The organism is Amycolatopsis sp. NPDC049159, assembly GCF_040648295.1.
GTDB classification, from domain to species: Bacteria; Actinomycetota; Actinomycetes; order Mycobacteriales; family Pseudonocardiaceae; genus Amycolatopsis; species Amycolatopsis pretoriensis_A.
On the sequence record NZ_JBEZDL010000018.1, the window covers coordinates 167114 to 192276 of the forward strand.

23 protein-coding genes are annotated in these 25163 nt (G+C 71.6%); 11 read left to right on the forward strand and 12 right to left on the reverse strand.

The features are described 5' to 3' along the window. Nucleotides 1–15 precede the first annotated feature (15 nt). Nucleotides 16–663 carry a hypothetical protein gene (locus tag AB0B33_RS30945; protein ID WP_360777996.1) on the reverse strand — a complete coding sequence of 216 codons (648 nt, stop codon included), beginning with the start codon at nucleotides 661–663 and terminating at the stop codon, nucleotides 16–18. Between the two features lie 60 nt (nucleotides 664–723). Further along, on the reverse strand, nucleotides 724–2241 hold the full coding sequence (locus AB0B33_RS30950; RefSeq protein WP_360778130.1) for a dynamin family protein: 1518 nt from the start codon (nucleotides 2239–2241) through the stop codon (nucleotides 724–726). Nucleotides 2242–2447: 206 nt separating this feature from the next. Between AB0B33_RS30950 and AB0B33_RS30955 the strand changes: the two genes are divergently transcribed. After that, the gene (locus AB0B33_RS30955) at nucleotides 2448–3605 is read left to right on the forward strand and encodes a sensor histidine kinase (RefSeq protein WP_360778132.1); all 1158 of its coding nucleotides are present in this window, start codon (nucleotides 2448–2450) and stop codon (nucleotides 3603–3605) included. After that, entirely contained in the window at nucleotides 3602–4258 is a 657-nt protein-coding gene (locus AB0B33_RS30960; RefSeq protein ID WP_247016479.1) for a response regulator transcription factor, read from the forward strand. Before AB0B33_RS30955 ends, AB0B33_RS30960 begins: the two co-directional genes overlap by 4 nt. A 14-nt stretch (nucleotides 4259–4272) precedes the next feature. On the opposite strand, the gene AB0B33_RS30965 is transcribed toward AB0B33_RS30960, so the two are convergent. From AB0B33_RS30965 to AB0B33_RS30975, 3 genes are all read right to left on the reverse strand, one after another. Further along, the gene (locus tag AB0B33_RS30965; RefSeq protein WP_360777998.1) at nucleotides 4273–5163 is read right to left on the reverse strand and encodes a hypothetical protein; all 891 of its coding nucleotides are present in this window, start codon (nucleotides 5161–5163) and stop codon (nucleotides 4273–4275) included. Nucleotides 5164–5331: 168 nt separating this feature from the next. Next, complete coding sequence (locus tag AB0B33_RS30970) at nucleotides 5332–6243, reverse strand: SDR family NAD(P)-dependent oxidoreductase (RefSeq protein WP_360778000.1); 912 nt, start codon at nucleotides 6241–6243, stop codon at nucleotides 5332–5334. Further along, nucleotides 6240–6827: a TetR/AcrR family transcriptional regulator gene (locus AB0B33_RS30975; protein WP_360778002.1), complete on the reverse strand. Its 588-nt coding sequence runs from the start codon at nucleotides 6825–6827 to the stop codon at nucleotides 6240–6242. Before AB0B33_RS30975 ends, AB0B33_RS30970 begins: the two co-directional genes overlap by 4 nt. Nucleotides 6828–7024: 197 nt before the next feature. On the opposite strand from AB0B33_RS30975, the gene AB0B33_RS30980 reads away from it, so the two are divergent. From AB0B33_RS30980 to trmB, 6 genes are all read left to right on the forward strand, one after another. Beyond that, a complete protein-coding gene (locus tag AB0B33_RS30980; RefSeq protein WP_360778004.1) occupies nucleotides 7025–7963 on the forward strand; it encodes an ABC transporter ATP-binding protein in 939 nt (312 codons plus the stop codon). Between the two features lie 17 nt (nucleotides 7964–7980). Next, on the forward strand, nucleotides 7981–8730 hold the full coding sequence (locus AB0B33_RS30985) for an ABC transporter permease (RefSeq protein ID WP_360778006.1): 750 nt from the start codon (nucleotides 7981–7983) through the stop codon (nucleotides 8728–8730). Between the two features lie 100 nt (nucleotides 8731–8830). Next, on the forward strand, nucleotides 8831–9745 hold the full coding sequence (locus AB0B33_RS30990; protein WP_360778009.1) for an ATP-binding cassette domain-containing protein: 915 nt from the start codon (nucleotides 8831–8833) through the stop codon (nucleotides 9743–9745). Further along, entirely contained in the window at nucleotides 9742–10497 is a 756-nt protein-coding gene (locus tag AB0B33_RS30995) for a hypothetical protein (protein WP_360778011.1), read from the forward strand. The genes AB0B33_RS30990 and AB0B33_RS30995 overlap by 4 nt, the downstream gene beginning before the upstream one ends. A gap of 178 nt (nucleotides 10498–10675) precedes the next feature. Continuing rightward, complete coding sequence (locus tag AB0B33_RS31000; RefSeq protein WP_360778013.1) at nucleotides 10676–11227, forward strand: hypothetical protein; 552 nt, start codon at nucleotides 10676–10678, stop codon at nucleotides 11225–11227. 62 nt (nucleotides 11228–11289) lie between these two features. Further along, on the forward strand, nucleotides 11290–11985 hold the full coding sequence (trmB, locus tag AB0B33_RS31005; protein ID WP_247016462.1) for a tRNA (guanosine(46)-N7)-methyltransferase TrmB: 696 nt from the start codon (nucleotides 11290–11292) through the stop codon (nucleotides 11983–11985). Between the two features lie 39 nt (nucleotides 11986–12024). On the opposite strand, the gene AB0B33_RS31010 is transcribed toward trmB, so the two are convergent. Then, the gene (locus AB0B33_RS31010; protein ID WP_360778015.1) at nucleotides 12025–14277 is read right to left on the reverse strand and encodes an ABC transporter permease; all 2253 of its coding nucleotides are present in this window, start codon (nucleotides 14275–14277) and stop codon (nucleotides 12025–12027) included. Continuing rightward, nucleotides 14274–14975 carry an ABC transporter ATP-binding protein gene (locus AB0B33_RS31015; protein WP_086856530.1) on the reverse strand — a complete coding sequence of 234 codons (702 nt, stop codon included), beginning with the start codon at nucleotides 14973–14975 and terminating at the stop codon, nucleotides 14274–14276. The genes AB0B33_RS31010 and AB0B33_RS31015 overlap by 4 nt, the downstream gene beginning before the upstream one ends. Nucleotides 14976–15149: 174 nt before the next feature. Here AB0B33_RS31015 and AB0B33_RS31020 point away from each other — a divergent pair, with 174 nt between their 5' ends. The 3 genes from AB0B33_RS31020 to AB0B33_RS31030 are packed head-to-tail and all read left to right on the forward strand — an operon-like array spanning nucleotide 15150 to nucleotide 18918. Continuing rightward, on the forward strand, nucleotides 15150–16937 hold the full coding sequence (locus AB0B33_RS31020) for a histidine kinase (protein WP_360778018.1): 1788 nt from the start codon (nucleotides 15150–15152) through the stop codon (nucleotides 16935–16937). Then, a complete protein-coding gene (locus AB0B33_RS31025; RefSeq protein WP_360778020.1) occupies nucleotides 16934–17587 on the forward strand; it encodes a response regulator transcription factor in 654 nt (217 codons plus the stop codon). Before AB0B33_RS31020 ends, AB0B33_RS31025 begins: the two co-directional genes overlap by 4 nt. 23 nt (nucleotides 17588–17610) lie before the next feature. Beyond that, nucleotides 17611–18918, forward strand: coding sequence for an amidohydrolase (locus AB0B33_RS31030; RefSeq protein ID WP_360778022.1), 1308 nt, complete (start codon nucleotides 17611–17613; stop codon nucleotides 18916–18918). Between the two features lie 42 nt (nucleotides 18919–18960). Here AB0B33_RS31030 and AB0B33_RS31035 read toward each other — a convergent pair whose 3' ends face one another. The 5 genes from AB0B33_RS31035 to AB0B33_RS31055 form a co-directional block, all read right to left on the reverse strand. Then, nucleotides 18961–19638 (reverse strand): SDR family oxidoreductase, encoded by a 678-nt coding sequence (locus AB0B33_RS31035; protein ID WP_360778024.1) that lies wholly within the window; start codon nucleotides 19636–19638, stop codon nucleotides 18961–18963. 13 nt (nucleotides 19639–19651) lie between these two features. Further along, on the reverse strand, nucleotides 19652–21247 hold the full coding sequence (locus AB0B33_RS31040) for an SdrD B-like domain-containing protein (protein WP_360778026.1): 1596 nt from the start codon (nucleotides 21245–21247) through the stop codon (nucleotides 19652–19654). A gap of 72 nt (nucleotides 21248–21319) precedes the next feature. Next, entirely contained in the window at nucleotides 21320–23377 is a 2058-nt protein-coding gene (locus AB0B33_RS31045) for a PhoX family phosphatase (protein WP_360778028.1), read from the reverse strand. A 108-nt stretch (nucleotides 23378–23485) separates the two neighbouring features. Then, nucleotides 23486–24703 (reverse strand): MFS transporter, encoded by a 1218-nt coding sequence (locus tag AB0B33_RS31050; RefSeq protein WP_360778030.1) that lies wholly within the window; start codon nucleotides 24701–24703, stop codon nucleotides 23486–23488. After that, complete coding sequence (locus tag AB0B33_RS31055) at nucleotides 24693–25151, reverse strand: MarR family transcriptional regulator (RefSeq protein WP_360778032.1); 459 nt, start codon at nucleotides 25149–25151, stop codon at nucleotides 24693–24695. The genes AB0B33_RS31050 and AB0B33_RS31055 overlap by 11 nt, the downstream gene beginning before the upstream one ends. Between the last annotated feature and the right edge of the window lie 12 nt (nucleotides 25152–25163).

Genomic DNA, 25163 nt, shown 5'->3' on the forward strand with positions numbered 1-25163 from the left:
ATGAAAGCCGGGGCCTCAAACCAGCTGGGCGATCACGTCGCGGAGCACGGCCTCCAGGCCGGGGCCGTCCTCGGCCAGGCGGGACGAGACCAGCAGCTGGTCGTCGGCCGTGCGCAGCCAGATCGACCCGGCGACGGAGATCTCGATGACGTTCAGCCGGAACGGGTACGCGCGCCGGCCCTGCTTGACCTCGGCCTCCCGCACCAGCTGGCCGAGCCGCTCGCCGGCCACGATCTGGCGCCGGTAGAAACCGGGCGCCCACGGCGTGCCGCCCGACGGCTCGTTCGCCCCGCGCAGGGCGGGCCCGCGGGCGTTGGCGAAGTGGCGGGCCGCGACCGGGCCGAAGAAGTCGACAGCCTGCCGCAGGGCCGAGCCCGGTTCGAGCGCGGGCCTGCCGTACCGGGTGCGCGGGCTGCGCGGGTCCGGGTCCTCACGGCTGCGCAGGGACGCCAGCAGGTCGGTCCACCAGGCGGCCCACTGGTCCTGGACCGCCGCCCGGTCGAGCCCCGGCGGGACGTGGACCGGAACCCGCGGCTCCACCGGCGGCAGCACCTGTCCTTCGGAAACGGACAGGGCCAGGGCGTCGCGGATGAACAGCGCGACGTCGACGTCCGTCTCGCTGCTCCACCCGGCTCGCCAGGATGTCGTGTTTTCCAGTCTCACGTTTCCCAGAGTACGCGGGAAAGGGGGGTGACCAGGGAAAGTCGGCAACCAGAAACAAACTCAGGCTTCGCGCACCTGCTGCCACATCAAGAAGTACGCGCGGTGCACGACGTGGGCGACGCGGCTCTGCGCCGGTGTCGCACCGAAGGAGGCGAAGGACCGCCACCAGCCCGCGCGTTCGAGGGCGTGCGCGGCCAGCTCCGGGCGCGGGGCGCCGGGCTTGCCGAGCTGGGCGCCGATGTCGGCGTTGCTGCCCACCCGGAGCACCTCTTCGGACAGGTCCTCGGGCATGTCGACCGCGCCGGACGCGACCAGCGTCAGCGCTTCGAGCAGCCGCAGCTGGTGGGCTTCGGGCTTGGCGAGCAGCACCTCGATGGCGTCGTGGACGCGCTGGCGTTCGGCCGGATCGGCCGAGGCGTGCGCGAGCGCGGTGACCGACGCGAGGGCGGCGGCGGCCTTGATGCCGTCGGCGCGGGCGGCGAACACGATCGACAACCGGTGCCGCACCGCTTCCAGGCCGGACGCGTCGAGCAGCGACCGCCGCAGCGCGCCCGCCGTCAGCTCCGGCTCCTTGCGGATGGCCTCGACGGCGTGGGAGACGCCGAACAGGTCGAGCTTCTCCAGCAGCCGCAGCCGCGTGCCCGACGGGACGTCGCACTCCCAGCTGGTGAAGATGTCGGCCGAGATCAGCATGGTCTGCAGGATGTCGTCGTCGAGCTCGGCGAGCTGCCGCAGCGCCTCGGCGTCGGCGGAGGTGAAGCCGCCGGACTCGGCCGACTCGGCGATCAGCCCGATCACCGGCAGCACGTCGGCGACGCGCGGCTTCAGCGTCGACGCCTGCTTCTCGGCCAGCAGCGTCGCGGCCTTCCAGACGTCGCCGCCGGAGCCTTCGACCGACTCGGGCGTGATGGTGTCGGCCTTGTTGAGCACGGCGATCGCGTTGACCGGGCCCGCTTCCCGGCTCGCCGTGGCCGCGGTGAACGCGGCGAGCGCCTGCTGGTCGTCCGCGCGGACGCCCTGGGTGACGACGTACAGCACGGCTTCGGCACCGGCGACGGCGTTGCGGGAGGTGTCGTCGAGCTCGTCCGAGCCCTCTTCGTCGCCGTCGTCCTGGCGGTGCTTCGCGGCGCCCAGGAGCTGCTCGGTGCGGGACACCGAAGCGGCGTCGAGCGAGCCGAGGCCCGGGGTGTCGATCACCGTCATGCCCTGCAGGACGGCGTTGGTCAGGTACGCCTCGATGTGCGACACCTTGTCGATGTCGACGCCGAGCTCGGCGGGGATCATCCCGTCGGCGGCGAAGGGGAGCACCTGCTTGCGGCCGTCGGTGAAGACGATTTCGACGCGGTCCACCGTGCCGTACTGGAAGCGGGTCACCAGCCGCGTGCACTCGCCGATGTCGGTCGGCGCGACCCGGCGCCCGATCAGCGCGTTGACCAGCGTCGACTTGCCCGACTTGATCCGCCCGGCCACGGCCACCTGCAGCGGCGCGCCGAGCCGGCGCAGCACCTCGGCGAACCCGGCGGCGGTGCGCGCGGAGACCTGCGACTGCAGGCGGTGGCACAGGTTGGCCACCGACATCGACAGCGGACCCGCGAGCCGGCCCTGCTCCGGTGACGTCACGGCCCCCAGCCCTTCCCGTCGTAGGCGACAACCCCGTGAATCGTGCCATGTCCCTCATCCGGAGGTCGCACCCAAGGTGGTACCGCCGACCGACGCGCGTTCCCGGCCGCGGGACCTAGTGTTGTCTGGTGCGACGGCTGAGCCTCTGGATGCGTGCCCACCCCATGGCGGGCGACACGGTGCTGGCCGTCCTGCTCGGCCTGATCGACATGCTGCTGTTCGTCGCCGACGGGCTGGCGGACCTCGCGGAGCTGCCGCCGTGGTACATCGCCGTGCCGGTGAACATCGCGATGGTGGTGCCGCTGGTGTTTCGGCGGAAGTCGCCGCTGTGGTCGGCGTACGTCGTGCTGGTGATCAGCGTCGTGCACGCGACGCTGCAGCTCGGCGTCGCCAGCGTCGCCGGCCTCGCGATGAGCATCTACTCGGTCGTCGTCTACGCGGGGCGGCGGCAGGGGCTGGTGTTCGTCGGCGCGGTGATCGTCTCCTCGGCCCTGCAGCTGGCGCTGGAGCAGACGGACGAGCTGTTCATCTCGGTGCTGTTCCTCGCGTTCGGCATCGCCCTGTGCTGGACGCTCGGCGAGTTCGTCGGGGCCCGGCGCGCCTACGACGTGGAAGTGGAGGCCAGGTTGCACCTGCTCGAGACCGAACGGGACCAGGCCACCCGGATCGCGGTGGCGGAGGAGCGCGGGCGGATCGCCCGCGAGCTGCACGACGTCGTCGCGCACGCGGTGAGCGTCATGGTGGTGCAGGCCGACGGCGCTTCGTACGCGCTGCGGAGCAACCCCGAGCTCGCCCAGCGGGCCCTGCAAACGATTTCCGAGACCGGCCGCGGCGCGCTCGGGGAGCTGCGGCGCCTGCTGGACGTGCTGCGCAGCGACGACGCGGACGGCGAGCCGCGCGTCCCGCAGCCGGACGCGCACGCACTCGCCGAGCTGGCCGAGCGGATGCGGACCGCCGGCGTGCCGGTGGAGCTGGAGACCAACGAGCTCGGCGACCTGCCGGCCGGCGTCTCGCTGGGGATCTACCGGATCGTCCAGGAGTCGCTGACCAACACGCTCAAACACGCCGGCCGCGGCGCGACGGCGTCGGTGCGGGTGCACCGGACCGGCGACCTGGTCGAGGTGCTGGTGTCCGACGACGGCGCGGGCCGCGTCCCGCAGCTCGCCGGCGCGACGCGCGGCGACCAGCGGCTCCCGGGCGGCAACGGTTTGATCGGCATGCGCGAGCGCGCGCACGTCTACGGCGGCACGTTGGAAGTGGGCCCGGCTCCGGGCGGTGGGTGGCAGGTCCGCGCGGCCCTGCCGGTTAGGTTGGACAAGTGATCCGTGTGGTGGTCGTCGACGACCAGGAACTGATGCGCGTCGGCTTCCGGATGGTGCTCGGCGCGCAGGCCGACATCGACGTCGTCGGCGAGGCCGGCGACGGCGCACAGGCGATCGAGATGGCCGAGGAACTGCGCCCCGACGTCGTGCTGATGGACGTCCGGATGCCGGTGCTCGACGGCGTCGAGGCGACCAAGCGGATCGTCGCCGACGGCACCGCGCGGGTGCTGGTGATGACGACGTTCGACCTCGACGAGTACGTCTACGCGGCGCTGCAGGGCGGGGCGAGCGGGTTCCTGTTGAAGGACACCCAGCCCGACCACCTGGTGTCGGCGCTGCGGGCGGTCGCTTCGGGCGACGCGGTGGTCTCGCCGTCGGTGACCCGGCGCCTGCTCGACCGCTTCGTCGGCTCCGGCGGCCCGCCGATGCGCGACACCGCGGAGCTGGACGTGCTGACCGACCGCGAGCGCGAGGTGCTCGTGCTGATCGCCAAGGGCATGTCGAACCTGGAGATCGCCGAGGCGCTGTTCCTTTCCGAGGCGACGGTGAAGACGCACGTCGGGCGGATCCTGGCGAAGCTGGAGCTGCGAGACCGGGTGCAGGCCGTGGTGCTGGCCTACGAAACCGGTCTCGCCCGCCCCGGCCTCGCCTGACTCAAGCCGCACTTTCATAGGGAAAGTGCCGCTTTCACGGTCTCGACCACACGCTTCGGCTCACCGTACAAGTCGGTCTTGGTGACAACTACGAAGCGCCATCCCTCGGACTCGATCGCGGCCCGGCGCTGCGCATCGAGGCGCGGCTGGATACCACCGAGATGCCATTCGCCGTCGTATTCGACCGCCAGCTTCTGCGCGGGGAACGCCAGATCGAGGCGCCCGAGGAAGTCCCCCGCTCCGGCTACGACTTCGACTTGCACCTCGGGTTTGAGCCCGGCGACGGTGAGCCACACCCGCAGCTCGGACTCGGGAATGCTCTCCGAACGTGCATCTGCCAGCGCAACCGCCTTCCTGGCTCGCACCATGCCGTTGTCGCGGCGTGGCTGGAGGTAGTCGCACAGCTCGACCAGGTCCACCACCCCGCTGTGGAGGAAGGCATCGAGGTAACCGACGACCCGGGGAAGCGATCGATGGAGCTTGGTGTTCGTGAGGGTGTCCAAAACGAGACGAAGGGGCGTGGCGAGCCGAATGCCATCCCACGGCTCACTATCGATCTTTGTCCGGCTGGTTCGCCGGATGTGCAGACCCGCCTGCCGATCGAACACCAGTTGCTCCGGCACGATGAACTCGACCGGGTCCCGCGAGCCGACCAGTTCGAGGCCTCTGACTGCCGCGGCCGAGCACCCGGAGAGCACCGCGTCGACCGGCGCAAGCAGAGCAGCGGCCCGGCATCGCATCGAGTGCGTCACTTCAGTCGTAGAGGCGACGTAGACGTTCCGGAACAACCGGGTGAACAGGGGAGACCGCAGAGCATGTGGCGTCAAGACGTCTTCGGCGACGGCCTGGCTCCCGACGAAGGGCTCGGCGAAGTCGACGAGGTCACTGCTGCGAGAACGGAACACCCGGCAAGCCTGGGACAGACCTCTGACAACCAGCCCCGCCGAAGATCAACTACGTCCCACTTGTCCACATCCCCCGAAATTCATCCACAACTTCTCACTTTCCCTATGAAAGTGACGCCTACCGACAGCCGGTAGCGGAACTTTCATAGGGAAAGTGACGAGTCGGGGCTAGCGGAAGGTGTCTGGTGGGGTTGTTGCCGGGTCCTTGCCCGCGTTGCGGACTTCGGTGATCCAGCGGCCGAAGTCGGGGCGGTCGCCGTCGACGTCGGTGTAGCCGTACTCCTTCATCAGCGTCCACGAAGCCAGGGTCTGGCCGGCGAAGCGGGACGCGGAGGGGTCTTGGGCGAGGGCCGCGACGCCGCGGGCCAGCAGGTACGGTGTCTCGGAGATCTTGAAGTCGACCGGCGCGAGCTTGCCGACCGCGTCGCGCCAGTTGTCTTCGGTGACCTCGAAGTGGTCGAGCATCGACTCCGACCGCAGGAACCCCGGCGTCACGGCGAGGCCGACGCAGTCGTTCTTCTCCAGCTCCACGCCGAGGGCGCGGCCGAGCGCGCGGATGCCGCACTTGGCCAGGTAATAAGGGAGACCCGCGCCGACGTAGTCGTCGTTGTCGCCGTCGGTCACCTCCAGCACCAGGCCGCGGCGGGCGACCACCAGCGGCAGCAGCCTGTGCAGCGCGATCAGGTGCGTGTCGAGCGCGTTGTGCGTCAGGTTCAGCGCGTCTTCCAGCGGCGTCTCCCAGAAGGGCGCGTCGAAGTGGAAGTACATGTCGCCACCCCAGACGTCGTCGACCAGGATGTCGATTCCGTCCACTTCGGACTCGATGCGCGCCTTCAGCGCGTCCACATCGGACACCGACGTGAAGTCGCAGCGCACGACCACCGCCCTGCCGCCCGCCGCTTCGACCAGTTCGCCGGTCTCTTCGATCGTTTCCGGGCGCTTCAGCGGTGACGTCGTTTCGCGCGTCGTGCGGCCGGTGACGTACACCGTCGCGCCCGCGCGGCCCAGTTCCACCGCGATCGCCCGCCCGCAGCCCCGGGTCGCCCCGGTGACCACGGCCACCTTGCCCTGCAAACTCATGCGTCCTCCCGTCCCCGCCACGCGGTCAGCACCGCGTCGACGTCCTCGGCCAGCCGGTCGGCCAGCCGCCCGTGCGGCCGGATCGACCAGTCGATCGACACCCCGTTGATGACCCCGAGCACCGCCCGCGCGGCCCGCGGCACGCTCGGCGCGTGCGGCAGCGACGGAGCCGCCGCCCGCACCAGCCGCCGCAGTTCGTCCTCGACCGCCGTGAAGTGCTCGCCCAGCAGCGACCGCAGCACCGGGTCGCCGATGTCCACGCCGAGCTGGCCCAGGTGGTTCGCCGCTTCTTCGGCGTCACCGAGCACCGCGTAGACCGACACCGCCGCGGCGCGCAGGCCGTCGACCGGGTCGTCCACCCGCTCGGCGCACTCCCGCATCTGCTCGACCGCCCGCCGCGTGGCCCGCCGGCTCATCGCCTGCAGCAGGCCGCTCTTCGAGCCGAACCGCTGCGCGACCGTGCCGACCGAGACGCCCGCCTCCGCCGCCACCTGCGCCAGCGTGAAACCGGGGCCGCAGCGGCCGATCACGGTCTCCGCCGCACCCAGCAGCCGTTCGTCGGTGATGCTCCTCGGCCGGGCCACCCCATTATTGAACCACAGTTCATTAATACCCGCGAATCAGGGTCGGCTCAGGGTCATCACGGATCGCGCATCGGCCGAAGAGCCAGCAAGGTACTACTCAGGTAGGGGGGCCGGTTCGGTCTACAGGGTGACGCGCGAACGGCCTCCGACCCGCGACGATGAACGCGTCGTAAGCGAGGGGCGGAAGAGGAGCAGTCATGATCGAGGCAACCGGCCTCACCAAGCGGTACGGAAAGACACTGGCGGTGAACAACCTGTCGTTCTCCGTGGCCGCGGGTCAGGTCACCGGCTTCCTCGGCCCGAACGGGGCTGGCAAGTCCACCACCATGCGCATGATCCTGGGCCTGGACAACCCGACGGGTGGCCAGGTCACCATCGGGGGCAAGAAGTACCACGACCTCAAGGAGCCGCTGCGCACCGTCGGCGCGCTGCTCGACGCGAAGTGGGTGCACCCGAACCGCTCGGCGCGCGCCCACCTGCAGTGGATGGCGAAGTCCAACCGCATCCCGAACACCCGCGTCGACGAGGTGCTCGACACCGTCGGCCTGACCAGCGTCGCGGGCAAGCGCGCCGGCGGGTTCTCGCTCGGGATGTCGCAGCGGCTCGGCATCGCGGCCGCCCTGCTGGGCGACCCCGAGGTGCTGCTGTTCGACGAGCCGGTGAACGGCCTGGACCCCGAGGGCATCCTCTGGATCCGGAAGTTCATGCACCGGCTGGCCGAGGAAGGCCGCACCGTGTTCGTGTCCAGCCACCTGCTTTCGGAGATGGCGCTGACCGCGAGCAACCTCGTGGTGATCGGCCGGGGGCAGCTGATTTCGCAGTCGTCGACCCAGGACTTCGTCTCCCGCGCGGCGGAGAACACGGTCAAGGTCCGCTCGCCGCAGCTCGCCGAGCTCCGCACCGCCCTGCAGCGCGCCAGCGCCGGTGTCACCGGGGACGACGCCGCGCTCGTGGTGTCCGGGCTGGACAGCGACAAGATCGGCGAGATCGCCGCCGCCAACGGCATCGTGCTGCACGAGCTGAGCCCGCAGACCGGCTCGCTCGAACAGGCCTTCATGCAGATCACGGGCGACTCCGTCGAGTACCACACCGGGCTCGACGCCGAGGCGCAGCACGTGCTCGAGTCCGCCAAGTAAACGGGGAAACCAAGATCATGAACCTGCTCGCGGTAGAACGCATCAAGCTGTTCTCCACCCGCTCGCCGTGGTGGTGCGCCGTCATCGCCCTCGCACTGGGCATCGGCTTCGCCGCCATCATCTCCGGTGCGACGCCGGCCGACTCGCCGGTCACGCTGTCCGCCCTCCAGTTCGGCGGCACGCAGTTCGGCATCGCCGTCGTCATGGTGCTCGCCGCGCTCGCGGTGACCACCGAATACCGCTTCAACACCATCCGCACCACGTTCCAGGCGGTGCCGCACCGCTCGCCGGCGCTGATCGCCAAGGCCGTCGTCGTCGCGCTGGTCGCGCTGGTGATCGGCGAGATCGCCGCGTTCGGCGCCCTCGGCCTCGGCATGCTCATGCGGCCGAACGACGGCATCGGCCTGCACTCCACGCAGGATTGGCTGAACGTCGCGGGCCTCGGCCCGGTGTTCGCCATCAGCGCGGTGCTCGCCGTCGCCATCGGGGTACTGATCCGGCACAGCGCCGGCGCCATCGCGCTGCTGCTCATCTACAACCTGGCCGTGGAAGACCTGATCCGGCTGATCCCGAAGATCGGCGCCCACATCCACGAGTGGATGCCGTTCAACGTGGCGAACAAGTTCCTGCGCGGCTCCGCGGTCGTCGACGGCCCGTCGCCGTCGGACTCGCCGCTGAGCCCCGGCTGGGCGCTGGCGTACTTCGCCGGCATCGCGATCGTGTTCCTGCTCGTCGCACTCGGGGTGGCGAAGAAGCGGGACGCCTGAGGGGTAACAGGGGAAAACGGGAATCCGGGTCGCGCTGTCGGGGGGCGACCCGGATTCCCGTTTCGCAGTAGGCTCCCGGGGTGACGGGACGGGGGAGCGCATGATCGAAGCGAACGCGCTGACCAAGCGGTACGGCGCCACGACCGCGGTCGACGAGCTGACGTTCACCGCGCAGTCGGGGCGGGTCACCGGGTTCCTCGGCCCGAACGGCGCCGGCAAGTCCACGACCATGCGGCTGGTCCTCGGCCTCGACACTCCCGACGCGGGCACGGTGCTCGTCGACGGCACGCCGTACCGGAAGCTGCGGGATCCACTTCGGACGGTCGGCGCGATGCTGGACGCCACCTGGCGCCACCCCGGCCGCAGCGGGCGCGACCACCTGCGCTGGCTGGCCGCCACCAACGGCATCCCCGACAAGCGCGTCGACGAGGTGCTCGCCCTGGTCGGGCTGACGAGCGTCGGCAAGACCCGCGTCCTGCAGTACTCCCTCGGCATGCAGCAGCGGCTGGGGATCGCCGCCGCGATGCTGGGCGACCCGCGCGTGCTGCTGTTCGACGAGCCGGTGAACGGCCTCGACCCCGAGGGCATGGCCTGGATCCGGCAGCTGCTGCACGCGCTGGCCGCCGAGGGCCGGACCGTGTTCGTCTCCAGCCACCTGCTGCCCGAGATGGCGCAGACCGCGCAGGACCTCGTGGTGATCGGCCGCGGCCGGCTCATCTACCAGGGCACGATGGCCGACTTCGTCGCGCGGACGAGTGAACACGGCGTGCGCGTGCGCACGCCGCACGCCGACGAGCTGCGGGCCGCGCTGACCGGGCAGGCCGAGTTCAGCGAAGCCGACGGCGCCTTCCTGGTGTCCGGAATGGACAGTGACCGGATCGGGCAGCTCGCCTTCGACGCGGGCGCGACGCTGCACGAGCTGAGCCCGATCACCGGCTCGCTCGAGCAGGCCTACCTCGACCTCACCCGCGAATCCGTCGAGTTCGCGGGGCCGGCTTCGGAGGCGGCCCGATGATCACCAACCTCCTTCGCGCCGAGCGCATCAAGCTCTTCAGCACCCGCGCGCCCTGGTGGTGCCTGGCGATCGCGTTCGTCGCGCCGCTCGGCTTCACCGCGTTGTTCTTCGCGCTGGCCGGCCCGGAGATCCCGGCGACCGTGGGCAACACCCAGCTCGCGAGCGGCAACGGCCGGACCGTGCTGCTCGTGCTCGCGATCCTCGCGACGGCGTCGGAGTTCAACTGGGGCACCATGCGGCTGACCTTCCAGGCGGTGCCGAGCCGGGTGCCCGCGCTGCTGGCGAAACTGGCGGTCCTCGCCGCGGTCGGCGCGGTGCTCGGGCTGGTCGTCGGCTTCGGCTCGTGGGGGCTGGCGTCGCTGGTGCAGCCGGACGCCGACCTCGCGCTGCACTCGGGCGCGGACTGGCGCGCGGTGCTCGGCCAGGGCCTGACGTTCCTGTTCACCGCGGTGGCCGGCGTCGGTGTCGCGCTCCTGCTGCGCAGCGTCGCCTTCGGGCTGACGGTGGTGCTCGTCTGGACCCAGGTGCTCGAAGGACTGGTGATCCTCATCCCGGGCGCCGGGCGGCACATCTACCAGTGGATGCCGTTCCACGCGGCCGACGAGTTCGTCGGGGCGGGCGGGTTCGCCGCGGGGCCGCTGCAGCTGCCGTCGGCGCCGCTCGGCCCGTGGGGCTACCTCGGTTACTTCGCGGCGATCACCGTTGCCCTGTTCGTGGCCGGCGTGCTTGTCACGTCCCGGCGCGACGCCTGAGCGTGACCGTCGTCTCAATACCGCAAAAACCTTTGTTAAAAGAAGATGAAACGCCTGTGGCTTCTCTCACAGCCACCGGACATACTGCTATGACCAGGCAATATTCGTAAGAGAGAGCGTGCCGGACCCGTCTGAGCTCCCCTGGAGGTGATCCTTGACGGTGGACACCGGTCAAGAATTGGGCAGTACGATTCCCCGAGCTCGCGTCGAAGACGACGCTCCCCGGCTCGAACCGATGCTGGACCTGGAATGGTCGCGGGCGATCGAGCTCCCGCAGGCCGCCATGACGGCGGCCACGCCCGCGGAACTCCGCCGGGCCTGGGTGCACCGCGCGCCCGAAGACCGCGTCCTGGCCCTGTTCCGCGCTTCGGCCGGGATGGCGGGCCCGATCCCCGCGCCCTGGTGGCTGCGGGCGGTGGCGGACGGGACCCTCGACTCGCGGGAACAGGGTTTCCGCGTCGAGGACCGGATCGCGCAGCTGCTCGGCAGGCGCCCGGGCTGGGAATTCGTCCCGTGGGCCGCGGACGGCGAATCCGGGTACTGGGAGTTCATCCCGTCCGAGCGCGGGAAATCGGGTCACGCGATTCCCACGACGGTCATGAACACCGACCGGCACCCGGGCTGGATCGACGTCCTGCCGGCGCACAGCGGCCGGACGCCGGACCCGCTCGCGATCGCCGGGCTGGCCGGCCTGCGGTCTCGGCTCGGGGAGCTCGAAGCCGTTCGTTAATCCATCCATGCCCCCACCACCACCCTCAACGGAGGCGCTGCGCGCCCGGCTACATTCCGTGGGTGGAAAACGAGCACCAACCCCGGCTTCGCAGCGTCGTCAGCTACGTGAAGCGCGGCGGCCGGATGACCGTCGGGCAGCAACGCGCGTGGGACGAACTGTGGCCGGACCTCGGCCGCACGGTCGGTGAGCTGCCCGCCGGGACGCTGGACTTCACCGAGTGGTTCGGCCGCGAAGCGCCGGTGCTGCTGGAGATCGGCTCCGGCATGGGCGAGACGACGTCGCAGCTGGCCGCCGCGGCGCCGGAGCTGAACTACGTCGCGGCCGAGGTCTACGACCCGGGCCTCGGCCAGCTGATGCTGCGCGCCGAAAAGCTGGGCGTCGAGAACCTGCGGCTGCTGCACGGCGACGCCGTCGTCCTGCTGACCGAGCACGTGGAGCCGGGCACGCTGCACGGCGTCCGGCTGTTCTTCCCGGACCCGTGGCCGAAGAAGAAGCACCACAAGCGGCGGATCGTGTCGCCGTCGTTCGCCGCGCTCGTGGCGTCGCGGCTCGCGCCCGGCGGCACCTTCCACATGGCGACCGACTGGGAGAACTACGCCGAGCAGATGCTCGAGGTCTGCTCCGCGGAGCCGCTGTTGAAGAACCGGTACGACGGCTGGGCGCCGCGGCCGGAGTGGCGGCCGGTGACGAAGTTCGAGCAGCGCGCGGAAGTCGAAGGCCGCGTCTCGCACGACCTCATCTTCGAAAAGCGGTAGGAGTTCGCCCCTCCCCCGACAGAGGGGCGAACGTCCTCCCTATTCGTCGGCCAGCGGTTCGGCCTGGACCCGCTTCAGCGCGGGGGTGCAGACCGACGCGCCGAGCAGGGCCACGCCCATCCCGAGCACGACCGGCGCCAGCAGCCACGGGCTGAGCACGATGCCCCGCTCGTCGACCATGCTGAAGAGACCAACACCGACGAGCACCCCGACGATTCCCGCGCCGATGGTGGCGACCAGCGCCGGCAGCGCGGCCTCCATCCGCAGCGCCCGTGCCAGCACCCGGACCGGTGTGCCGGCCGCCATCAGCGCCCCGAAGGTGCGGCGGCGGTCCATCACCGAGCCCGCGGTCGCGACCGCGGCGCTGCACCCGGCCAGGACACCGGCGGCGAGCAGCCCGATCACCGTGACCCGGCGCAGGTCGCCGAGCTCGGTCTGCTGGTTGACCAGGTACTGGTCCCGGCTGCCGATCTCCTCGCCGGCGGCCGGTCCGGCCAGCGCCGTCCGGACGATCTCCCGGTTCGCGTCGGTGGTCGGCGCGACCACGGTCACGTACTTCGGTGTGAAGCCGTCGGGCAGCGCGGCCGGATCGATGATCGACGTGCTGGCCAGGTCCGGGTCCGGGAGGTGGACGGCTTCCGCCCGCGTGCCCGACTTGACCGGCGACGCCTGCCCTTCCCAGGTGTCGGTGACCTTGAACCGCGCCAGGTCGAGCGCCGAGTCGCCGAAGACGGCCGGCCCGCCCGTGCAGTTGTCCGCGGTGAGCCCGAACCGGGTCAGCTTGACGGCGTCCGCGCAGCTCATCACCAGTGCGCGGTGGCCGGTGCGGTTGTTCCCCTCGCCCTGGACCAGGTAGATCTCGCCGACCGCGACGGCCTTGTCCGGCTGCCCGTACTTCGCCAGGGACGCGTTGGCCTGCTCGACGAGCTTGCTCGCGTGCTGCCCGTCGGTGTCGACGTAGAGCGTGGAGTCCGCGAACGACCGCCCGCCACCGGCCATCGACTCGAACGTCGGTAGCAGCGTCAGCGCCATCGACCCGGCGAACACCGCGAGCACGATCCCGGCGGAGGAGCGGTAGGCGCCCTTCGGGTCGTCACGCAGGCGACGGCCGGCGAGCAGCGAAGACGGCCGCCGCCAGATCCGGACGAACGTGCCGCCGACCGCCGACGTCACCCACGGCCCGACGATCGCGGCCGAGCCGACCAGCAGGAACAGCCCCGCCATCACGAACGTGATGCCGCCGTAGTCCTTCGCCGTCGTCACCGCGACGAGGAAGAACAGCCCGGCCGCGGGCAGCGCCAGCAGCCGCCACCAGTGCAACGGCTTCTTCGTGTGGCCGCCGGTCGCGAACAGCGGGTTCTTCAGCACGCGGCGCAGGCCGAGGATGCCGGCCAGCACCACGAGCACCGGGATGGCCAGGACGATGAACACCGTCAGGCCGACCGGCAGCGCGAAGTCGGAGGCGAGCCAGGTGCCGCCGCCCCACGGCACGAACGACGCGAGACCGTGCAGCGCCGGGCTGATCAGCAGGCCGAGCACCGCGCCGATGCCCGCGGACAACGTCGTCTCGGCGGCCACCATGTTCGTGACCTGCCCCGGGGTCGCGCCGGCCAGCCGGATCGCGGCGAGCCGCCGTTCCCGCCGGGCCGCGGTCAGCCGCGCCGAGGACGCGACCAGCACCAGGCTCGGCACCAGCAGCACGATGATCCCGACCCAGGACAGCAGCATGAGCAGGGCGTCCGGGCTCGCCTTCCCGCCGGGGAACCCCGGGATGGGGTCGGCGCGCACCGGCATCGCGTCCGGCGTGTGCCCGACGAGCGCGACGAGCTGCTCCGGGAAGCGGAGGCCGTCCTCCCCGAGCGCACCGACGGGCTTGCCGAACCGGTCGCCGAGCTGGTCGGCCGGGTGCCCCTGCAGCAGCCGGCCGAGCGCCGGCGACACGACGGTCTCGCCCGGTCCCGGCAGCTGCGGCACGCCCGGCGGCAGCTGGACGCCCGCGGCGGTCGCGCCGGGCGCCACCGCGACGTCGACCCGGATGATCTGGTTGCCGTCGAAGTAGTCCTTCGACGAGCTGAAGAGGATCTTGGCCGGGGCGTCCCCGGCGAGGCCGCTGTAGAAGTGCTCGCCCTGCCAGAGGGCACGTTGCTCGCGGTTCTGCGTGGCGAACGGCAGCGTCGCCAGCAGCAGCACCAGCCCGGTCGCGACGGCCACCCCGATCGCGGTGAGGATCGCCGACGTCCGGGTCCGCCGGTCGACCTTCAGCACCCGCAGGGCGATCTGGAGCGAGTTCACGCCGCCTGCCTCGTGGCGATCAGGCCGTCGCGGATGGCGACGGTCTTCGGCATCGACTCGGCCAGCTCGCGGTCGTGCGTCACGACGATCACCGCGGCGCCCGTCTCGTGGGCGGCACCGAGCAGGGCGTCCATCGTCTCGCGGCCGGTGCGCGTGTCGAGCGCGCCGGTCGGCTCGTCGGCGAAGATCACCTTCGGCCGGTGGGTCAGCGCCCGCGCGATCGCGACGCGCTGGGCCTCGCCACCGGACAGCTCACCGGGGCGGCGCTTCTCCTTGCCGGCCAGCCCGAGCCGCGAGAGCCACTGGCGGCCCGCGTCGATGGCCTCCTTGCGGCCGAGCCCGGCCAGCAGCGACGGCAGCGCGACGTTCTCTTCGGCCGAGAGCTCCGCGACCAGCATCCCCGACTGGAAGACGAAGCCGAACTCGGTGCGGCGCAGCTCGCTGCGCTTCTTTTCGCCGAGGTGGTCGATCCGCTGCCCGGCCAGGAAGATCTGCCCGTCGTCGGCCCGAAGGATGCCGGCCAGCACGTGCAGCAGCGACGTCTTGCCCGAGCCGGACGGGCCGACGATGGCGACGGCGTCCCGCGGCTGGATGTCGATGTCGATGCCGGCCAGGGCGTACTGCGCGCCGTAGCGCTTCACGAGCCCACGGCCGGACAGCACCGGGCCACCGGTCCACTGTGGAGTGTTCGGGTCCACGAGGTTTCTCCCTGTCGGTTCGGATCTTGGTGCCGATGAGCTTCGCGGAGATCGGGGGGTGTCCACTTCGGGCAGACGGCCAGTCACGCCCCGCCCCGCATCGGCCGATCGGCCGAGCGAGGGCGAGCCACTCGGCCAAGGTGCGAACCGGGGCGGATCCTCTAACGTCACGTTGTGACCGCCGCGCCCCCTCCGAACACCCTCTACACGCGCACCGCCGCTCTCGTGCGGCGCATCGGCGTGCCCACGGCCGTCCTCTTCGCCGCCCTGCTGTTCGACGTCGTCTTCACGACGCAGGCCGCGCTCGACGACAACGGCCCGCGCTTCGTCGACTTCGGGCTGCTGCCCGGCATCTTCGCGATGACGGCGTGCGCGGTGTGGGCCCAGAAGCGCGCGGCCGTCGCCGGCGTGGCCGGTGGCGGGGTGCTGGTGTTCTCCACCCTCTTCATCCACGCGTTCCACATCCCGCCGTACTCCAGCGTGCTGCCGAAGGTGACCATCACCGAGGTCGTGGCCGGGGTGCTGATGGTCTACTACGTCACCCGGCGGGCGCGCGCGGGCGTGGCGCTCTGCGTCGTGAGCTTCCTGGTCGTCGGGGGCCTGGTCGCCCTGTTCGGCCGGTACGGCGGGGTCGGCGACATCGACGGCGGTACGGCGACCCAGGGCCTGGTGTTCGGCCTGCTGCTGCTCATCGGGCCGGTCGTGCCGGCCATCGCGACCCGGGACCGCGGCCCCCAGGCCGATCCGCGGGTGCGCCGGCTGCGCCGGGTGAACGAGCTCGCGATGGGGCAGTGGCCGCTGATGGGCCTGCTCGGCTTCGCGCTGCTGTTCGAGTTCGGCTACACGTATTCGAGCAACGCCCGCGGCTTCCCGATCCTGTTCTGCTCGCTCGTCGCGGCCGCCATCGCGGTGCTCTCGCCGCGGCGGCCCGCGGACGCGCTCCTCGGCGTCGCCGGGATCCTGCTGCTGTCGGCGGTCGTGACGCCGTTCCTGCACCTGCGCTACGACTACCCGATGCCGGGCGGCGTGCCGTTCGTGCAGGTCATCGCCGCGATGGGCGTGGTGGTGAACGTGACCCGCGCCCGCGGCCTCAACGCGTCGTGGCCGCGGGTGTCGATCCTATCCGGCGTCGTCGCGCTCGCCGCGATCCTCAACTCGGACAAGCCGTCGGGCCTGCAGACCGACCCGCAGACGCTGTCCGTCCTCGCCTTCGCCGCCGCGCTGCTGCTCGGCATCTCGATCGCCACCGGCCTGATGCTGCGCTCGCGGGACTCCGAGCGCACCACGGTCGTCAAGTCGGCGGTGGCCGACGCGCAGACGGCCGAGCGGATGGCGCTGGCCCGCGAGCTGCACGACGTCGTCGCCCACCACGTCACCGGCATCGTCGTCCAGGCGCAGGCCGCGCGGATGATGGCCGCGCAGAAGCCGGAGGTCGCCGTCGAGGCGATGGCCCGGATCGAGAACGCCGGGGTCGAGGCGCTCGCGGCGATGCGGCGGCTGGTCCGCTCGATGCGCGGGGACGCGCCGGCCGGGTCGAGCGAGTTCAGCGAACAGGCGACCACCGATCTGGGTGCCGACCTGCGGAAGCTGGTCGAGGGCGCCAACCACGGCGTGCCGACGTCGATGCACCTCGACCTGCCGCCGGACCTGCCGCACGAGGTCGGCCGCTCGGCGCTGCGGCTGGTGCAGGAGTCGCTGACGAACGTCGGCAAGCACGCGTCCGGCGCGACCGAGGCGTTCGTCGTGGCCGAGGTCCAGGGCCCCGAACTGCACCTGCGGGTGACGGACGACGGACGCGAACCGACGCACCGGCCGGCCGGCGGATCGGGCGGCTACGGTCTGGTCGGGATGCGTGAACGCGTCGCGTTGCTCAAAGGACGGCTGTCGGCCGGGCGTGGCCCGGACGGCGGCTGGCGGGTCGAAGCGTGGCTGCCGCTGGCCGCCGGGGAAGGGGACGAGTGATCCGGGTACTGATCGCCGACGACCAGGAAATGGTGCGGATGGGGTTCCGCATGATCCTGGACGCACAGGACGACATCGAGGTCGTCGCCGACGTCGCGGACGGCGTCTCGGCGGTGTCGAAGGCCCGCGAGCTACGCCCGGACGTCTGCCTGCTCGACATCCGCATGCCGGGCCTCGACGGCCTGGAGGTCACCCGCCAGCTGGCCGGGCCGGACGTGAGCGATCCGCTGAAGGTGGTCGTGGTCACCACGTTCGACCTCGACGAGTACGTCCACACGGCGCTGCGCAACGGCGCGCACGGCTTCCTGCTCAAGGACGCCGGCCCGGCGCTGCTGATCGAGGCGGTCCGCGCGGCCGACCGCGGCGACGCGCTGGTGTCCCCGCAGATCACCATCCGGCTGCTCAAGCACTTCGACGGCGGCGGCGCGGTGAAGGCGCAGGTCGCCCCGCCGTCGGAGCCGCTGACCGCGCGGGAGATGGACGTCGTCAAGGCGGCCGCGCGCGGGCTGACGAACACCGAGATCGGGTCGGAGCTGTTCCTGTCCCTGTCCACGGTGAAGACGCACCTGGCGTCGGTGCAGGGCAAGATCGGCGCGCGGAACCGCGTCGAGATCGCGGCCTGGGCGTGGCGGAGTGGAGTCGTCTCGTAATCGAGGGTGCGTAGTATCCAGAGATGCAACGCCGTTTCCACGCCCCTGTCGTTCTCCCCGCCGACGCGTCCTGTTCGCTCCTGCGTGACGCGGTCGTCGATGTGGACGCCGATGGGCGCATCTCCTACTGCGGACCGGCGGCCACCGCCCCCGAGTCCGCCGCACCGGTCACCACCCTGACCGGCATCCTGCTGCCCGGCCTGGTCAACACGCACGCGCACAGCCCGATGACGCTGCTGCGCGGGATGGGCGGCGACCTGCCGCTGCTGCCCTGGCTCAACGAGATCATCTGGCCCGCCGAAGCGAAGCTGCGGCCGGAGGACATCCGCACCGGCATGCTGCTCGGCTCGGTCGAGATGCTGCGCCACGGCGTCACGACGAGCGCCGAGATGTACTTCGAAGGCGAGCAGCTGGTCGACGCGGTGCTCACCACCGGTGCCCGCGTGCTGGTGGCGCCGCCGGTGATGGAGCTGCCGGGCCTGGACTGGCGGGCCCAGCTGGCCGGCATCGAGCGCTGGATCGACACCGACGGCCTGCGCTTCGGCCACGGCGACCGCGTCGAGCTGGGCTACGGCCCGCACTCGGCGTACATGCTGTCGGCGGAAGCCCTGCGCGCGACGGCCGAATCGGCTGCTTCGCGGGGCGCGCTGATCCAGATCCACGTCGCCGAGGCGGCGGCGGAGGACACCGCGGTCCGCGCCTCGCACGGTTCGGTGCCCGCGCTGCTGAAGGAACTGGGCATGCTCGACGGCCGGGTGCTGGCGGCGCACGCGATCCACCTGTCGGACGACGACATCGCGCTGTTCGCGGCGCACGGCGTCGGCATGGCGCACTGCCCGGGCTCGAACGCGAAACTGGCCTCGGGCATCGCGCGGATCAAGGACCTGCGCGCGGCGGGCGTCGCGGTCGGCCTCGGCACCGACGGTCCGGCGTCGAACGACGACCTCGACCTGTGGGAAGAACTGCAGCTCACGGCCATGTTCGCCCGGCTGGCGACGGGCGACTCGACGGTGCTGACCGCGGCCGACGTCTTCCTGCTGGCGACCCGCGGCGGAGCTTCGGCACTGGGCCGCGACGACATCGGGGCGCTCGCGCCGGGCCGCTGGGCCGACCTGGTGCACATCGACCTCGACGACCCGGCGTTCGCGTGCGGCCTGGACGTGCCGGACGTGCAGCTGCTGTCGAACCTGGTGTGGGCGGCCGGCTCGCGGCGGGTCCGCGACGTGTGGGTCGCGGGCGAGCAGGTCGTGGCCGACGGCGAGTCGGTGAAGGTGGACCGGGCGAAGGTCCAGGCCGGCGTGGCCGAGACCGCCACCCGCCTCCGCGCTTGAGTCCCGAAGCGCCACTTTCCTAGAGAAAGTGGCGTTGGGGGGCTAGCGGGGGCGGAGGGTGATGTCCGTCTGGTGGGCGTCCGGGGTGGCTGACACCGCTGTCACCACCGCGGTCGCCACCGAGTCCGCGCGCAGCAGGTGCGTGGTGTCGTAGTCGCGGCCTTCGCCTTTGAAGATCTCCTGCTGCATCTCGGTGTCCGTGCGGCCCGGGTACACCGACGTCACGCGGATGTCCTTCTCCTCTTCGCGCAGGGCGTCGGCGAAGGCGCGGACCGCGAACTTGCTCGCCGCGTACGGGGACCAGCCCGGGCGGGCGTTGAGGCCCGCGCCGGAGTTGATCACCACGACGTGGCCGCGGGCCGCGCGCAGGGCGGGGAGCAGCAGGCGGGTCAGCTCGACCACGGCGAGGGTGTTGACCTCGAAGTTGTCCCGCCACACGGCGGCGGTGGTGTCCTCGATCCGGGCGATGCGCGCGACGCCCGCCGAGTGGACCAGGACGTCCAGGGACTCGATGCCCGCGACCGCTTCGGCGAGCGACGCCGGGTTCGTCAGCTCCACCGGCCACGGCTTCGCGCCCGGGAGCTCCTTCGCCAGCGCGGACAGCGCTTCGGCGTCGCGGCCGCCGAGCAGCAGGCGGTGCGTCGGCGCGAGCTGGTGCGCGACCGCCGCGCCGATCCCGCGGGAGGCGCCGGTCACGAGGGCGAGAGGCAAGTCCGTCATACCCCCACCGTAACTAGGCGAAGCCGACGTCGACCGTGTGGTCGTCGCGCGCGCCGGGACCGAGCGTCCGGGGGTCCGCGCAGCCCGTCGCCGGGTCCGCGTCGGAGTCCTTCGCGTCGTCGCCGGCGTCCTTCTTCGTCGGCTTGTGCCCCTCCGCCGTGAAGCAGACCTGGTAGCTGCCGTCTTCGAGACCGGCGAAGGCGTACGCGCCGTCCGGGCCGGTGACGACGCTGACTCCGTTGCTCAGCACCGCCTTGACGCCGGCGAGACCGGGCTCGCCCGGGTCCTGGAGGCCGTTGCCGTCGGTGTCGGTCCAGGCGAAGTCGCCGATCCGGTTCGCCGGGGTGACCAGCCCGAGGTCGGCGCCGAAGTCCTCGTGGGACGGGCCGCCGACCGTGCGCGGCGCGGTGCAGCCGCCGGCGTCCGCGTCCGAATCGCGATCGTCGGCGCCGGCGTCCTGGCGGGTCGCGAGGTGGTCGGCCGGGATGGCGAAGCAGACCTGGTAGGTGCCGTCCTTCAGCTTCTCGAAGCCGTACTTCCCGGCGTCGTCCGTGGTCGCGGTGCCGACCGTGCCGCCCGCGCCGTCCTTCAGCGTCACCTTCACGCCGGCGACGCCGGGTTCGTCCGGGTCCTGGAGGCCGTCGCGGTTGCGGTCGGCCCAGACGAAGTCGCCGATCTTCGCGATCGCCGGCGGCGGCAGGACGGTGATCGTCGCCGACGCGGTCTTGTCGCCGAGCGTGCCGCCCGGGTGGTGCACGCCGGTCACCTTCGCCGTGTTGACGTGCCCGTTGTCGGCCACCGTGAGGTCCGGGTGGTCGCAGGTCAGCTGCTTGTTCGCGCCCGCGGCCAGCGTGAACGGCTCGACCGGTGCCGGGCACCACGGGTCCTGCACCGCGATCCCGGTCAGCTCCTCGGTGCCGTCGTTCGTCACGGTGATCCGGTAGTGCGCGGTTTCGCCCGCGGTGACCGTGGCGAACGAGCCCCACGCGCCGGTCGCCGGGTTCTGCACTTCCTTCTTCACCGAGTACGCGGCCAGCTTGAGGTCGACGCAGTCCCAGCGCAGCCGCTCCAGGCTGGTGGTGGTGAAGAACTTGACCGCGGTGGCCTTCGCCGGCGCGGTCGCGGCCGGGAAGTCCTGCCGGGCCAGCCGGCCGTCGCCCGCGTAGTGGTCGACGGCGAGCTTGCTCTCCTGCACCTGCGCGCCGGTCGCGTCGAAGAACCGCAGGCCGGTGGCCGCGCCGTTGCCCGGCGCGTGCGAAGCGGTCCAGACGCTCAGCGTGTAGACGCCGCCGGGGACGAACTTCTCGGTCTGGACGGCGGTGCTGGGCTTGCCGTCCGGGGTCTGGACGAGCGCCGAGCGCTGCCCGTCGACGGCGTACGCCTGGTCGGTCAGCAGCTTCGGCGCCTTCGCGGCCGGCGTCCCGGGCGGGACCGGCGCGGCCGGGGTGAACACGTACCCGTCGGGGGCGCCGTTGCGCGCGGTCTCCTCGACGCTCGGGTTGGCGGCCACCCCGCCGCACGACGGCGGCGGCTCGGCGGCGGCCGCGGGTGCGACCGTCCCCGAGAGCGCCACCACCGCCACTGCCACCACGCGCGCCGAACGGACCATGCCTCGACTATGGCGCGTGCCACCGGCCCCCACCGGCCGAGAACCGTCCACTTCAGAGTGAACCTGGGCCCGTCAGCGCTCGCCGATGCGGCCCGGCAGGCCGAAGCGGCCCTTCTTCCACACCGAGACGAGCGACGGCCGCGGCTGCGCCGTGCCGCCGTCCGGCCAGTGCGACGTCGGGTTCGCCGAGCTCGCCGCGTTCTCGCCGGGGTGCTGGACCGCGACGAGCACCACGTGGTCGGTGACGTTCGGGCCGCACGTCTCGGCGCCCGGCGGCACCGACAGGAACTGCTTGACGTGCCCGCGCTCCGGCCCGGTGACCGGCACCGAGAACAGGCCGTCGTTCGCGCCGAGCGCGTTGCCGTCGGTGGAGATCCACAGGTTGCCGTGGCGGTCGAAGGTCACGTTGTCCGGGCAGGAGATCGGGCTGACCTTGGTCTTGTCGAAGCCGCCGTAGTAGGTGTCGGCCGCGGCCGGGTCGCCGCAGACGAGCAGCAGCCGCCAGGAGAACCTCGTCGAGGCCGCGTCACCGCGGTGCTCTTCCCACTCCAGGATCTGGCCGTTCTTGTTGGCCACGCGGGGGTTCACCTCGTCGACGCCGGCCTTGCCCGCCGCGCCGCGGTCGGAGTTGTTGGTCAGCGCCGCGTAAACCCGGCCGTTGACCGGGTTCGGCTCGATGTCCTCCGGGCGGTCCATCTTCGTGGCCGCGACCTTGTCGGCCGCCTGCCGGGTGAAGACGTAGACCTCTTCGGCGGTGAATCCGTCCACAAAGGACTTGTTCCCGCTCGCCAGCGGGAGCCATTCGCCGGCGCCGTCGAACTCGCCGTCGGCCGGGAGCTCGCCGGTGCCGTCGATCTCCGGAAGCGGGCTGTCGCCGGTGAACCGGGCGACGTACAGGGTGCCCTCGTCGAGCAGGGCCGAGTTGTGCCGCCGCGCGTGCGCGCTCTTGCCCGGCTTGTACTTGCCCTTCGAGACGAACTTGTAGATGTACTCGAAGCGCTCGTCGTCCCCGGTGTACGCGGCGACGCGGCCGTCGGCGGTGATCTTGATGTTGGCGCCCTCGTGCTTGAGGCGACCGAGCGCGGTGTGCTTGATGGGGGTCGACGTCGGGTCGTTCGGGTCGATCTCGACGACCCAGCCGAACCGGTTCGGCTCGTTCGGCTCCTGCGCGACGTCCCAGCGCTTGTCGAACCGCTCCCACTTGCGGGTGCTCGCGCCGGTGCCGATGGCGTACCGCTTCAGCCGCGCGGCTTCGACCGGGTCGGTGACCTTCTCCGAGTTGGCGAAGTACTGGTGGATGTTCTCTTCGCCGGAAAGCACTGTGCCCCACGGCGTCACGCCGCCGGAGCAGTTGTTCTGCGTGCCGCGGACCCTGCGCCCGCTCGGGTCGGCCGACGTCTTCAGGTACTTCGACCCGGCGGCCGGGCCGCGCACCTCGAAGATCGTGTCGAGCGTGATGCGGCGGGCGTACCGGCTCGGCACGACCTCGAGGCCGCCGTGGACGGGGTCACGGCGGGTCAGCAGCACCGACAGGCCGTGCGCCGCCCAGGCGATCTTCACCTGCTCCTCGGTCGGGTTCGCCGGGTCGTACTGGTCGGCCGGGAACAGGTGCACCTCGGCGGTGTACTCGTGGTTCACGACGAGCAGGTTGGTCAGGCCCAGCGGGTCCTGCGGGAGCAGGCCGACGAAGTCGTTGTTGTAGCCGAACTGCTGGGCCTGCGCGGCCGCCGTCTGCCGGGTGAAGTCGAACGCCGGGGCGCCCGGCACCACCGGGTCGCCCCAGCGGATGACGACGCGCTGGGCGTAGCCGTCCGGGACGATGACCGCGTCGAGCTTGTTCGGCGGGACCGGGTCGAAGTCGGTGCCGGGCACCGGACGTGGCGGCTTCCGCGCGGGCGCGGCGGCCGCGGTCCCCGAAAGCGCCGCGAACCCGCCCGCGGCGGCGGCCATCACGGCGCCGGCCTTGAAGGCCCCGCGGCGGGAGATGTCCTTCACGACGTCGCCGAAGTACTCGTTCCCGGACTCGTTCGGCTCGGGGTGGGCACAGGCGTTGCCGCAGCGGTATTCGCAGGTGATCGGGGAGCGGCCGCCCGGGTGGACGGGCAGGAGCGGAAGCAGACGGTCGGGCACGAGGCCTCCAGGGTGGGAGTTCGGGAACGAACCGACCGTAAGCCTCCCAAACCAGCCATTCCAGACATTCAGGTGAACGGCGGGTGTACGACTAGCCCGAACGGCGGGTCAGAACTCCTCGCCGACGAGCACCGCTTCCGCCGGCACGGTGTGCGGGTCCGCCTTCTTCTCCCGCAGCGAGAGCAGGACACCGGCGACGACGCACAGGATGGCCGACACGACGAACGGTGCCTGCGGCGAACCGAACCACTCGGCGACGTGCCCGACCAGCGTCGCGGCCACCGCGCCGCCCAGCCAGCGGCAGAAGTTGTAGCCCGCGCTCGCGACCGGGCGCGGCGCGTCGCTGATCGACATCGCGGTGCCGGTGAACAGCGTGTTCAGCAGGCCGGAGACCAGCCCGGAGACGATGATCCCGACGACCAGGACCGGCTTGCTCGGCACGGCGAGCACCAGCATCAGCACGGCGTAGCCGAAGACAGCGGCCGCGGCGGCGTGCCGTTCGCCGAGCTTGGCGGCCAGCCGCGGGGCCAGCGCGACCCCGGCGACCGCGACGCACAGGCCCCAGCCGCAGAAGATCAGCCCGACGGCGATGGCGCTCCAGCCGAGGACGAACGGCGACCAGGCCAGCACCGCGAAGAAGGCGGCGGTGTAGAGCGCCGAGGCGACGGAGGTGCGCAGCAGACCGGTGTGCTTCAGCGCGCGAAGCGGGTCGAGCAGCTTGATCGGGTCACGCTTCTCGTGCTTGTCGCTCTTCAGGAACACCGCGCACAGCACGAGCGCGCCGGCCATCAGGATCGCGGTGCCGACGAACGGGCCGCGCCACGAGATGCTGCCGAGCAGCGCGCCCAGCAGCGGGCCGACCGACAGGCCGACACCCAACGCGGCTTCGTAGAGCAGGATCGCGCCGGACTGGCCGCCGGTCGCGGCGCCGACGATCACCGAAAGCGCCGTCGCGATGAAGAACGCGTTGCCGAGGCCCCAGACCGCGCGCAGCCCGACGAGCTGCTCGATCGACCCGGCGGCCGCGCACAGGGCGGTGGCCGCGACGATCAGCGTCAGCCCGACCAGCACCGTGCGCTTGGGCCCGAACTTCGCGCTCGCCGCGCCGGTCACCAGCATCGCGATGACCTGGACGCCGAGGTAGGACGAGAAGAGCAGGGTGACCTGCGACGGCGTCGCGTCCAGGCCCTTGGCGATGGACAGCAGGATCGGGTCGACCAGGCCGATCCCCATGAAGGCGATGACCGCGGCGAACGCGGTGATCCACACCTGCTTGGGCTGACCCTTGACCGCGTCCAGCAGGCTCGAGTGGTGTTCAGCGCTCATCGCTGATCAGTTCCTCCTTCTTGGTGTCGACGAGCAATTTGGCGAGAGCCGGCAGGGCGGCTTCGATCGCGGCGCGGTCGGTGTCGTCCATGGCGATGAGCCGCTCGCGGAGGAACTCCTCCCGGGCGGCCACCGTCTCGGCGTAGAAGCGGCGACCCTCGTCGGTGACGTCCACGAGCACCGCGCGGCCGTCGGCGGGGTCCGGGCGGCGGACCGCCAGGCCGAGCCGTTCGAGCCGGCCGACGACGTCGGTCATCGACGGCAGCTTGACCTGCTCGAACTCGGCCAGCGCGCTCATCCGCCGCGGACCGCCGTTGACCAGCTCGCTCAGCACCGACCCCTGGGTGAGGGTCAGCGACAGCTGCGGGGTCTGGCGGCGCACCTGGTGGTACAGCCGGAAGACCAGCGGCCACAGCCGGTGGGCGAGGTCGGCGATCGGGGAAGTCACTTAGCCAGGCTA